General features: G+C 54.9%; 15 protein-coding genes and 1 pseudogene. 14 read left to right on the top strand and 2 right to left on the bottom strand.

The annotated features are described in order from the left end of the window. Positions 1-41 precede the first annotated feature (41 nt). The 13 genes from FFS12_RS09000 (at position 42) to FFS12_RS09060 (ending at position 9558) form a co-directional block, all read left to right on the top strand. Positions 42-419: a DUF4304 domain-containing protein gene (locus FFS12_RS09000; RefSeq protein ID WP_171011843.1), complete on the top strand. Its 378-nt coding sequence runs from the start codon at positions 42-44 to the stop codon at positions 417-419. A gap of 393 nt (positions 420-812) precedes the next feature. Then, positions 813-1358, top strand: a complete 546-nt coding sequence (locus FFS12_RS09005) for a hypothetical protein (protein WP_137886532.1) — start codon at positions 813-815, stop codon at positions 1356-1358. Between the two features lie 245 nt (positions 1359-1603). Then, positions 1604-1906, top strand: coding sequence for a putative quinol monooxygenase (locus FFS12_RS09010; RefSeq protein WP_137886533.1), 303 nt, complete (start codon positions 1604-1606; stop codon positions 1904-1906). 134 nt (positions 1907-2040) lie between these two features. Beyond that, positions 2041-2580: a hypothetical protein gene (locus tag FFS12_RS09015; RefSeq protein WP_137886534.1), complete on the top strand. Its 540-nt coding sequence runs from the start codon at positions 2041-2043 to the stop codon at positions 2578-2580. Positions 2581-2741: 161 nt separating this feature from the next. Further along, on the top strand, positions 2742-3014 hold the full coding sequence (locus FFS12_RS09020; protein ID WP_137886535.1) for a CopG family ribbon-helix-helix protein: 273 nt from the start codon (positions 2742-2744) through the stop codon (positions 3012-3014). Continuing rightward, positions 3011-3301 carry a type II toxin-antitoxin system RelE/ParE family toxin gene (locus FFS12_RS09025; protein WP_137817458.1) on the top strand — a complete coding sequence of 97 codons (291 nt, stop codon included), beginning with the start codon at positions 3011-3013 and terminating at the stop codon, positions 3299-3301. The genes FFS12_RS09020 and FFS12_RS09025 overlap by 4 nt, the downstream gene beginning before the upstream one ends. A gap of 296 nt (positions 3302-3597) precedes the next feature. After that, on the top strand, positions 3598-3840 hold the full coding sequence (locus FFS12_RS09030) for a type II toxin-antitoxin system Phd/YefM family antitoxin (protein ID WP_137817459.1): 243 nt from the start codon (positions 3598-3600) through the stop codon (positions 3838-3840). Beyond that, entirely contained in the window at positions 3837-4100 is a 264-nt protein-coding gene (locus FFS12_RS09035) for a Txe/YoeB family addiction module toxin (RefSeq protein ID WP_137886536.1), read from the top strand. The genes FFS12_RS09030 and FFS12_RS09035 overlap by 4 nt, the downstream gene beginning before the upstream one ends. Before the next feature lie 303 nt (positions 4101-4403). Then, a complete protein-coding gene (locus FFS12_RS09040; RefSeq protein WP_137886537.1) occupies positions 4404-5882 on the top strand; it encodes a c-type cytochrome in 1479 nt (492 codons plus the stop codon). A 42-nt stretch (positions 5883-5924) separates the two neighbouring features. After that, entirely contained in the window at positions 5925-7700 is a 1776-nt protein-coding gene (ctaD, locus tag FFS12_RS09045) for a cytochrome c oxidase subunit I (protein WP_137886538.1), read from the top strand. After that, complete coding sequence (locus tag FFS12_RS09050) at positions 7697-8389, top strand: cytochrome c oxidase subunit 3 (protein ID WP_137886539.1); 693 nt, start codon at positions 7697-7699, stop codon at positions 8387-8389. Before ctaD ends, FFS12_RS09050 begins: the two co-directional genes overlap by 4 nt. A 4-nt stretch (positions 8390-8393) precedes the next feature. Then, positions 8394-9113, top strand: a complete 720-nt coding sequence (locus FFS12_RS09055) for a heme-copper oxidase subunit III family protein (RefSeq protein WP_137886540.1) — start codon at positions 8394-8396, stop codon at positions 9111-9113. 106 nt (positions 9114-9219) lie between these two features. Next, positions 9220-9558 carry a cytochrome C oxidase subunit IV family protein gene (locus tag FFS12_RS09060; RefSeq protein ID WP_137886541.1) on the top strand — a complete coding sequence of 113 codons (339 nt, stop codon included), beginning with the start codon at positions 9220-9222 and terminating at the stop codon, positions 9556-9558. Between the two features lie 31 nt (positions 9559-9589). On the opposite strand, the gene FFS12_RS09065 is transcribed toward FFS12_RS09060, so the two are convergent. Both FFS12_RS09065 and FFS12_RS09070 read right to left on the bottom strand, forming a co-directional pair. Further along, positions 9590-10144, bottom strand: coding sequence for a magnesium transporter (locus FFS12_RS09065; RefSeq protein WP_137817465.1), 555 nt, complete (start codon positions 10142-10144; stop codon positions 9590-9592). A gap of 516 nt (positions 10145-10660) precedes the next feature. Next, on the bottom strand, positions 10661-11146 hold the full coding sequence (locus tag FFS12_RS09070; protein WP_137886542.1) for a cupin domain-containing protein: 486 nt from the start codon (positions 11144-11146) through the stop codon (positions 10661-10663). Between the two features lie 417 nt (positions 11147-11563). On the opposite strand from FFS12_RS09070, the pseudogene FFS12_RS09075 reads away from it, so the two are divergent. Continuing rightward, positions 11564-11670, top strand: a pseudogene (locus FFS12_RS09075) (peroxiredoxin); the annotation flags it as partial.

An 11670-nucleotide genomic window follows, 5' to 3' on the forward strand; every position in this document is an offset into this window, starting at 1 on the left:
GCGTACCGCGGCCCCTTAACCTAAACGTTATGTGGCAGAGCATGGACACTGAAGAATTCATCAAAGCTGTAAGCCCTCTGTTGAAAGAGCGCGGTTTCAAAAAAGCAAACGCTACTTGGCGAAAAGACCAAGGTGAAAGTGTGGCTGTATTTAATGTTCAGAAATCACAATGGGGTGGTGGTAATTACTACATAAATATAGGCACGTATTTTCATGCCTTTGGAAACGAATCCACACCGACAGAAAACAAGTGCCATGTTAGGGTACGCCTCTCGGTCGAAGATCCATCCATAGTGATTTCGGCTGCCATTGAATGGTTCCAAGCAAGAGCATTACTGCAAGATGCAGCAAAACTCGCTGAGTCCGACTCAAAAAAGGGGTTAGTGTTCAAGGAGCTTCTAAGCGTAGTAGCCACATAACAAATGGTTCAAGCCGTTCGCTGCGCTCACTGGGACCGGCTAAAGCCGGCCCCTTAACCAAACGTTAGGCAAGTGGGAGCCTGATTAAAGCGTTCACTTTAGAATGTTGCGCGGCTAAAAATGTACGCAATATCGGCGCTTTATCGCCAACCGCGTCGCCTGTGAGTAAGTGCCGTCATTTGCACCACCAAACGGAGTTGGACTTATGTCATGTACCACTGCAAATAACTTACTCAGTACACCCGCCACATCGGTGGCGTCAGCCTTTTCTTTTTGCGCTGCTGCGACTACCGCGTTGTGCCAGGTCGGCCTAACATGTGGCTTAAATCGTTCGCTTCGCTCACTGGGACCGGCTAAAGCCGGCCCCTTAGCCAACCGTTAGGGCTCTCATTCATGCTACGTTCATCCCGCTCGTTACAGATGGCTATCGTATTTGCGACTGGAGTTGCCATTCTTTCGCTACTTCGTTATCTATTGGGAGCCCCTGGAGCATTTATCTTCGCAGTTATTCTTGGCCTGTTCGGCATTCTGATATTTGTCGCCTCCCTTTTTATCATCATCAAATCGCGCTCACGCGCATCCACTCTAGCAGCACTAATTACCTGCACTGCATGGATCGTTTGGTTACTGGCTCCGCTAGACTTGCTCGGCGTTTATGCAAAGTTTTGGCTTGAACGACCACAATACGAACTAGCCGTTGCAGAGGTTGTAGCAGGGAAACAACCAGATTGTGTCACGTCTAAATTTTGCCAGTACGAATCAGGCTCGCCCGTTCCGCTTGCCTTCCCATGGGAGGGAATCATCGACAACTGGATAGGCATCGTCTACGACCCTAGTGGCGACGTGCAAGATGCTGAACGCTTCAAGAATATCTTCGGCGGCGACCTATTAGAGTGTAATCATTTGAGTGGTCCGTTTTTCCTTTGCAGCTTCACGTGAGCCCCCTAACTAGCGGTTCAAATCGTTCGCTGCTCTCACTGGGACCGGCTAAAGCCGGCCCCTTAACCCAACGTTAGGCATCACGGGGCGCGCCTTGGACCTCCGCCATACGATGTCACTTCGTTCTACCGTACCCAAGGAGCATCCTGGCTGGCGGTCGACACGTATACCAAAGGTCACCCGATTGCGCGCGGAGCGACGAGTGACGCCACTTTCTCCTCCGCGCCTGAAAGGAGCACGAGACTATGCTTATCGAACGCTTCAAGATGCACTGTAGGCCTGAGAAGGCCGATCAAGCCCTCGCGGCGCTTGCAGAGGTTGCGAGGGCGAGCCGTGGAATCGATGGCGTCATTCACTTCGACATCGGCCGCGACATCCTTGATCCCAATGTCTTCATCGCCACCGAGGTCTTCGTGGATCGCGCTGCACTGGACCGCCAGGAGTCCATACCTGAGGTTCACAAGGTCATGGGCCTCTTTCCGGAACTGCTAGCTGGAGAACCCGAGGCGACAATCTTTCACGTATCGTCTCACGAGCCGGCCGCATGAGAGTTCGCGCGATCGGACGGGAGTGATGCCTAACCCATCGCTCAAGCGGACCCGCAACGGCATGCCGCTGCGGGCCGCTTAGCTCAAACGTTAGAGAGACGATGAATGGATTTAAAAACTAAGGGAGCAGTAGCATGAAATCGATATTGCTAGTAACGATCCTTGTCTTACTGCAAGGATGTTCGACATACGCGGTGAACCGCTACTCCATGTCGATGGACAACGTTGAACAGATCAAACGAGCGGTCGATGGTAGGTCAATTTCAGTTGGAACGTTCACCGCGGTTGAGCCAGGCCGTACGACCATCATGTGTCGCGGTGTTGGCCCGATCAAAACACCGGATGGCGAGCCCTTTGAGGCTTACATTCGAAAAGCGCTGATAGATGAGCTGCGTTTAGCCGGGGCATACGACTCGGCTGCTCAGACCAACGTAACAGGAACCCTTAAAAGCATTGATTTCACTTCTGTTGGTGGTGCGTGGACAATTGTCCTTGAAGTGCAATCGAATCAAGGGAGGAGATTTGAGATAACGGAAACGTATCAATACACGACTAGTTATTTTGGGGAAACTGCTTGCAATCAAACGGCACAAGCAGTCATGCCCGCGATCCAGAATCTCGTTAAATCTGTCGTGAGTCACCCTGAGTTTCAATTGATAGCGACTGAACAATGAGCCGGCTCTCTAACACGTCGCTCGAATTCGCTCGCTGCGACGCCGCTACGCGGCGCGCTTCAGCTCTGCGTTAGATGCTTTGGCCCGCCATCCGTCAACGCCCGCTTGCCCCTTCGAATACCATGTATTACATTGCATTCTACTGTATGGAGGGCACCCTAATGAGCGTCACAACCGTCCGGCTACAACCCGAGCTCGAAGAAAATCTTGGAGCTCTGGCCGAGAAGCTCCACCGAAGCAAAAGCTGGCTTATTAATCAAGCGCTTAGAGAGTTTTTTGAACGCCAGGAGCTGGAGCAGAACCGGTGGCAGGAAACGCTACAGGCTATGGAGTCAGTTGCACAAGGCAGGGTCGTGTCCGGTGAAGCAGTAAATACCTGGCTTCAAAGCTGGGGCAGCCCCAATGAGCTGTCGCCACCGAAGGCGGGCCAATGAGGCTGGTCTATTCAGAAGAAGCCGTGGCGGATTTGGTTCGCCTACGAGCATTCATTGCTGAGAAAGATCCCCTTGCTGCTGCACGTGTAGCAACAGAGCTCATTGCACGCATCGAAAATCTTCGTCTATTCCCAACAATGGGCTGCACTGTTGAATTAGCTCCAGACCCCAAAGCTATTCGTGACGCCATCTTCGGGAAATACGTAATCAGATATGCGGCCCATACCGAGGCTGTCGTTATTCTTCGTATATGGCACCACTACGAAGACCGAGTGCAAAGCACCTAACTAGTGTGCTGTCTCAGAATTATTGTTTCGATGACACCGGCTAGTAGGGTGCGCCGTGCGCACCAGGCACCCGGTGTCAGTGGTGCGCACGGCGCACCCTACACAGGCCAGCCGCAGCCGCTTGAGCAATGATTATTGCGAGACAGCACACTAGCTGTTCAAGCCGCTCGCTTCGCTCACTCGGAACGGGCTAAAGCCCGCCCCCTAACCTGAACGTTAGCGGCCAAAGCCGACCTTGCCGTAGCGTACGGAAAATAGTACGTTAACTACTCTACATCCGACACGGTTCTCCCATCATGCAAACCCTCACTGCCAGCGAGGCTCGCGCCAATCTCTACCGGCTTATCGATCAAACCACTGAATCGCACCAACCCATTGTTATTTCTGGGAAAAGGGGCAATGCGGTGCTGATTTCGTCTGAAGATTGGGATGCGATCCAAGAAACTCTCTATCTCCTCTCTGTTCCAGGCATGCGTGAATCAATCAAGCAAGGTATGGAAGAGCCTGCCGAGGCTTGCTCGAAGGAACTGGATTGGTGACTTGGCAAATTATCTACACCAAGCAGGCACAGAAGGATGCTCAGAAACTCGCATCCTCTGGCCTCAAAGAAAAAGCAAAAGAACTACTGAAACTCATAAAGACTAATTCTTCTCAAAATCCCCCACCTTACGAAAAACTCGTTGGCGATCTCGCGGGGGCATACTCTCGCCGGATCAACATTCAGCACCGCCTTGTATACCAGGTACTGGAGAAAGAGCATTTGGTAAAAGTCCTGCGCTTATGGACACACTATGAATAGTGTTGGCCGCTAACAATGTATATGGACTCTCCTTGCCGGCGCTGAGTAATACTCTTCCAACCCTGGCGTCAGTGCGGTTGCATTCGTATATCCGGCTTTGGCTGGGTAGTCTCAGACCGTCAGGCTTTTCATAAAAAAGCACTTATTCTTTCTATGCACTATACTTTTCACTGAACTTGCCACCAAGATGGGTGGTACTTGTTTGATCTGCTTTGGAGTCGGATTAATAGTTAATTTAACGCCGCGATTTAGCGGCGATGCTTTTGCATAGTCCGTTGGCAACAGGAACAGGATGAAGAGAAAATGGCAATAGCAATTATCTTAATTCTAATCGTTGTTGCATCAGTGCTGTTCCACTTACTAGCGCCTTGGCAGGTGACGCCGGCTGCTTCCAATTGGGGGTCAATAGACACCACCCTGTTCATCACCCTGATCATTACCGGAATATTTTTCATCGCCATCACGGTATTTATGGCGGTAGCCGTGATGCGTTACCGTCACAAGGAAGGCAGCCGGGCGCACTACCAGCCGGAAAATAAAAAGTTGGAATGGTGGTTAATGGTTATCACCTCGCTGGGTATTGCCGGCATGTTGGCGCCTGGCCTGGTTGTTTACAGTGATTTCGTCCGGGTCCCGACAGATGCTTATGAGCTTGAAGTGGTCGCCCAGCAGTGGCAGTGGGCCTTTCGCTTTCCCGGTCAGGACGGGAAGCTGGGCCGGTCGGATGTTAAATTTGTCGACTCCGCCAATCCCCTCGGCCTTGATCCCAAGGATTCCGCTGGGCAAGACGATGTGCTTATAAAGAGCAATGAAGTTCGCCTTCCGCTCGATCAACCGGTGAAAGTCTTACTGCGTTCTAAAGATGTGGTGCATAACTTCTATGTACCGCAGATTCGCAGCAAGATGGATATGGTGCCGGGTATGGTGTCTTACTTTTGGTTTACGCCGACTAAAACCGGGAAATTTGAAATCCTTTGCGCTGAATATTGTGGCGTAGGTCATTACAACATGCGCGGCCATATGATCGTGGAGGAGCAGGGCGCTTTTGCTCAATGGCTGAACAGCCAACCGACTTTTGCCCAGACCTTAACCACAGCGGCCAAGCCCAGCCGGGACAGCGTGCTGGAAAAAGGCCGCCTGCTGGCCGAAAACTACGGCTGCCGTGCCTGCCATAGCCTGGATGGCAGCGCCAGTCTCGGCCCGGGCTGGAAGGGGCTGTACGGCCGCACGGAACCGCTTGCCGATGGCACCAATGTCCTGGTCGATGAGGCCTACCTGAAAGAGTCGATCCTCGATCCAAAGGCCAGACAGGTCCGGGGTTATCCGCCGGTCATGGTGCCCTATACTCTCAATGAAGATGAACTGGGCGCTCTGGTCGCCCTCATCAAATCACTGAGTGCGGTGCCGCAAGAGGATGGACCTTCTGCCAGTGAAGCGACGGGCGGAGGCGAGGATTCGGTGGCGCAGGGACGGCAATTGGCCGAGTCGCTCGGCTGTCTGGCCTGCCACAGTGTCGATGGCAGTCCGGGAGTCGGCCCCGGCTGGCAGGGCCTGTATGGCAAGACAGAAACCCTCGCCGACGGGACGAAGGTAAAAGTCGATGAGGGCTATATAAAAGATTCCGTTCTTAATCCTAGCGCCTCAATAGTCAAAGGCTATGCCCCTATCATGCCGGCCTTTGCCCCGAGCGATAAGGAGTTGAATGCGATGATCGCTTTTATCAAGTCCAAAGCGAATGCCAAAGTTGATGCGAATAGGGTGGAACCAGGAGAGTTACCGTAAGCAGCCAGAAATACACCGAAACTTCACCTGGAGGATGACGTGATGGCCTATGCGGAGCAAGTTGAAACAGAAGTACTGCACGAGCCTAAAAGTTTCCTGACCAAATATATCTGGAGTCAGGACCACAAGGTCATAGCCATTCAATATTCCTTGACGGCTATATTTGTGGGTCTTATCGCCCTGGTGTTGTCCGGCCTGATGCGCATGCAGATAGGCTTCCCCGGCAGTCTCGAGTTCATGGACGCCAGCACCTACTATCAGGCGATGACCATGCACGGCATGATCATGGTCATTTATTTGCTGACGGCCCTGTTTCTGGGTGGCTTCGGCAACTATCTGATCCCACTGATGGTGGGCGCCCGCGACATGGTCTTCCCCTATGTCAACATGCTGAGCTACTGGTTCTACCTGGTCTCGGTAGTGGTGCTGCTCGCCAGTTTCTTTGTCCCTGGCGGCCCCGCCGGTGCGGGCTGGACGCTCTATCCGCCACAGGCCATTACCCAGGGGACACCGGGGGCCGAGTGGGGCATCGTCCTGATGCTCGTCTCACTGGCGATTTTTATTGTCGCCGCCACCATGGGCGGGTTGAACTACGTAACCACGGTGTTGCAGGCGCGCACGCACGGCATGACCTTGTTTCGCATGCCGCTCTCCGTCTGGGGCATCTTCATGGCCTCGATTCTGGCCTTGCTGGCCTTCCCGGCGTTGTTTGTCAGCGCGGTCATGATGCTGTTCGACAAACTGCTGGGCACCAGCTTCTTTATGCCGGCGATCATCTCGCTGGGGCAGCAGCTCGATCACCAGGGTGGCAGCCCGATATTGTTCCAACACCTGTTCTGGTTCTTCGGCCACCCGGAAGTCTACATCGTTGCTCTTCCTGCATTTGGTCTGGTCTCCGATTTGATCAGCACCCATGCGCGCAAGAATATCTTCGGTTACCGCATGATGGTGTGGGCCATCGTTGCGATTGGCGTGCTGAGCTTTGTGGTCTGGGCGCACCATATGTATGTCAGCGGCATGAACCCGTACTTTGGCTTTTTCTTCGCCACCACCACCTTGATCATCGCGGTGCCGACCGCGCTGAAAGTCTACAACTGGGTGCTGACCCTGTGGCGGGGCGACATCCATCTGACCGTGCCGATGCTGTTTGCCTTGGCTTTTATCGTCACCTTTATAGTCGGCGGTCTGACCGGGTTGTTTCTCGGCAATGTGATCGTGGATATTCCGCTATCGGACACCTACTTTGTCGTGGCCCATTTTCATATGGTCATGGGCGTTGCGCCGATTCTGGTGGTGTTCGGCGCCATTTATCATTGGTTCCCGAAAATAACCGGGCGCATGCTGAACGACACCCTGGGCAAGCTGCATTTCTGGATTACCTTCCTGGGCACTTATCTCATCTACTTCCCCATGCATTACCTGGGTTTCCTGGGCATGCCCCGCCGCTATTACGCCTATGAGAACTACGACTTCATCCCGCAGTCGGCGCAAGAGTTGAATGCCTTCATTACGGTGGTCGCATTGACCGTCGGCGTTTCCCAACTGCTGTTCTTGTTCAACCTGTTCTGGAGTGTATTTAAAGGCAAGCCCGCAGGCAGTAACCCCTGGGGCGCGGCCAGCCTGGAATGGCAAACGCCGAACACCCCGCCGATACACGGCAACTGGGGAGCGAAGTTGCCGGTCGTGCATCGCTGGGCCTATGACTACAGTGTGCCGGGCATAGATCAGGATTTTGTCCCGCAAACGGTCTCTGCCCAGGAGTTGGAGCAGCTGCGGCAACTCAGTGCCGAAGCCAAGATAGCGGGCGAAAAACCATGAACAGGCAGCTATTGAGAAACACCGACAGCGCCGACCCCGGGGGCAGTTGGAGTCTCGACCCTGAAGGTATCCAGACCCCCGAGGGTGCCAATAGAACGCAAACCGCAAAAGTAGGCCTGCGCCTGTTTCTGGTCGTAGTGAGCTCGTTATTCTTTCTCTTCCTGATGGCCTTTATCGCCCGCTCACAAGTGGCCGACTGGCTACCCCTGACAGAGCCTCTGGGTCCGTTGGCCAACCCCTGGCAACTCTGGCTGAATTCGGCCTTGCTGGTATTCGGCAGCATCGCCCTGCAGTGGGCACGGATGGCCGCCCGACAGGGTCACTTTGGCGGAACTGTCATTGGCTTTGGATTGGGGGGCGTATTTGCGCTTGCCTTTCTGGCGGGACAACTCTGGGTCTGGCAGCAGTTTGTCGCCTGGGGCTATTTTGTCTCCAGCAATCCGGCCAGCAGTTTCTTCTACCTGTTGACCGGCCTGCATGGACTGCACCTGCTGGGCGGCCTGGTAGCCTGGAGCAGAACCGTCGCTAAATTCCTGCACCGCGTGCCGTTGCCGCAACTCAGCGCCAGCGTAGAGCTCTGTGCCATCTATTGGCATTACCTACTGGGTCTTTGGTTCGTGCTATTCGCCCTGCTGACCAGCACACCGGAAACCTATGCCGCCATCGCGGCATTCTGCGGCCTGAGGTGAAGCCATGGCAGCGCACCCACCAGCCCCCGGAGAGCCCGGTTCATCCCCCACACCGACCTCAGCCGACACGCCTGCACCGGGATGGCAGGGCATCGCCAGCGACTGGGCCTCGGATAGAGACGCCTTCAAACAGGTCCCCTGGGGCAAGGCGATGATGTGGATATTCCTGCTCAGCGATACGTTTATCTTCACCTGCTTTTTAACCGGCTATATGTCGGTGCGCATGACCACCACCGCCCCCTGGCCAAACCCCAGTGAAGTGTTCGCCTTGACGATCGGCGGTAGCGAAATTCCACTGATTCTGATCGCCATCATGACCTTTGTGCTGATCAGTAGCAGCGGCACCATGGCCATGGCAGTCAATTTCGCCTACCGCCGTGATCGCGCCAAAACCACTGCCCTGATGCTGGCGACCGCAGCCTTTGGCGCGACCTTCGTCGGCATGCAGGCATTTGAATGGAGCAAGCTCATCGCAGAAGGGGTGCGTCCTTGGTCGAACCCCATGGGGGCGGCGCAATTTGGTGCCAGCTTTTTCATGATTACCGGCTTCCACGGCCTGCACGTGTCGATCGGCGTCATTTACCTCAGCATCGTGGCGCTGAAAGTATTGCGGGGAGATTATGAGCGCTCCGGAAACTATCAGATCGTCGAGATAGCTGGGCTTTACTGGCACTTCGTGGACTTGGTGTGGGTGTTTATTTTTGCTTTCTTCTATTTATGGTAGGTCTAAGAGCCTGTTCATGGTCGTCGCGAGCGAAGGTCAGCCATTTTTAACGCAGCATGGCCGCGCGCAGTAGATCGTGAGCAGGTTCTGAAGAGGAGCACTGACGATGGCGCACGCTCAGGGTCAACAACATCCCATCAGCTTGTATCTTAAGATTTGGGGGCTGTTATTCGTCCTCAGCACCATGTCGTATCTGGTCGACTATTTTCACTTTCAAGGCTACCTGCGGTGGTCCCTGATCGTCACTTTCATGTTGTTGAAGGCGGGTCTAATTGTCGCCATCTTCATGCACATGGCCTGGGAGCGGTTGGCCATGGTCTACGCCATACTGGTGCCCCCCTTGTGTTTACTGGTGCTCGTCGGACTCATGGCCACCGAGGCGGACTACGTTTTCCTCAGCCGGGTAATTTTCTTCGGGCAACAAGCTACTTCCGGACCGCCTTAGACATCCGCCGGCTAACCCCTCAGCAATAGCGCTATATCGTTCGCTTGAACTGATGCCATCTCTGCAGCCAGGCCACTGTCCAGTGCGGGGCTGCCGCTCCCGTGCCGGCGATCGTCAGTCTTGGATGATGTTCGATTACCCGGTCCAATAGCGCTTCCTGGTCCGGCTCAACATCCACGAAAAAGAGATGCTTGCCTTCTGCTAACTTCTGTTTAAAAGCGCGGAAGTGGGCGTTTGGCACCTGGATACCAAAGAAGCCGCCTTCCCAGATGCAAAAGCCCAGTATCACCACGGCAAGGAAGATAAACGGCACCCAGCCCGCGGCGGATTCGGTCCAGCCCAGCCAATAGGCGCCGCCAAGGACCAGCGCCGCGAGTGGCACGCCGACCACCGCACCAATCTCGCCAGAGTGGACAACATCTTGTTTCATCAACGAGTTCACGTCGTGGAGGTGATGCTGTTCTACATCCGCATCCTTTTCGCTGAGCACATGGATACGTTCGGTACTGATGCCGTTGGCTTCCAATTCAGTTTCAACGGTTTCAAGATCATCGAGATTGTCACTGATGTAATAGTGTCGATTCATGCCACACCTCCCACCTCGTGTTTGCTGTAGACCCCCTCTTACAGCCGTTAACTGAGATTTGCAGTCGGTATCTGCACCCGTGGAGCACGTTGCACACGTCCTGCAATGCGAAACAAGTATAGCCCCCTCACGACGACGGGCATTCAACGCCAGCAACGCCAAGATCGGACCATCAGCCTTAGAGCCTGGCGCACCCCGACGAAGTCTGTGTCACGGCGCCACCGGCCAGGTCGCTCGACAAGACTGCGCCGCTGGCGAACAGCGGCTTTCCAGGTTCCACCGAAAGCTTGAGCCACAGCCCCTGAACCCGGCATCGGCAAGCTGATTACTCGCTAGTCCAGCATAATCGGGGACACGGTTATCTTTTCCGATCCGTCTTAACAAAAGGGGATCGTAGTGATTTACACCCATCAACCAACAACCCTCCTTGGTCATTTTGACTGATCAGAAACAAATCACTACGACCCCTTTAGTCCGAATGACGCGCCCCTCTCGAATTGGTAGTTAGGCTGATGGCTATTTCTTTCTGGGGTCCTCCGCCGGGTTGAGGTAATTGATGCCCCAGGGGCCGGTGCCGTGAATCTGAATGACGGTCTCTTCCTCGGTGGTGTAGGCGAACATGGGCATTCCCGGGGGCATCATGGTAACGCCGCCAGCCGGATAGGCTCTGGCTTTGGCACGATCGAACGTCTCGCCGATGCCCAAATGGAACGTTCCAGACAACACTGTGACCCGCTCAAATACGGGGTGGGTGTGGGCTGGCACCTCGAAGTCGGGAGGCAGCTTGATGCGCATAGTGAAGGGTATGGCTTGCTTTAGATCGCCTTCCAAAACCGCCAGCTTGGCGCCAGGTCCGATGGCCGGGGCATCGCTCCACTGGACTTCGGACGGGATAATCGAAATGTGGCCTTCCATGACCGGCTCTGCTGCCAACGCGGGAGCCGCGATGAGCGCCCCTAGCGCGAGCACAGTTGAGGCTGTAATAACCTTTGCTGCGTTCATTTGCTTCTCCTCTGCGATCGAACAATTCGCCGGCCCGCCAAGGCCGGCAGTGGTCCTATGAAAATCCCGACCCTAACACTCAAGCTCCTAGGAGGCCGCCGACCGCCCAGGGAAACACTCAGCCGCCCGACAACCGCCTCAGGGAAGGAATAGCAGCCCACTGCGCCACACGCATGACCATTGATCCACCGAGGCAAAAAACCGACCCACCACCCAAAGGATGAGGAGCGGCTGAGCCGCCATCGGGTCATCGGGGAGCCGCGCCAAGCGACAAATCGAGCCGACCAGGCGCGCTGCACTATCGGGCCTATGCTGTTTCGCGCCGACAGGCTCAACGCAGACACTCAAACACCGTCGGAACAGCAGTCGGAGTGCCGACAGCTACCCATTCCCCCATCGCCCGCAAGGAGGTCGAACATGGCAATCCGCATTGGCGACGAAGCGCCGGATTTCACCGCCGAAAGCACCGAGGGGACCCTCAGCTTCCACGAATGGATCGGCGACAAATGGGCCATCCTGTTCTC

The organism is Pseudomonas sp. 2FE (assembly GCF_005503735.1).
Taxonomy (GTDB): Bacteria; Pseudomonadota; Gammaproteobacteria; order Pseudomonadales; family Pseudomonadaceae; genus Aquipseudomonas.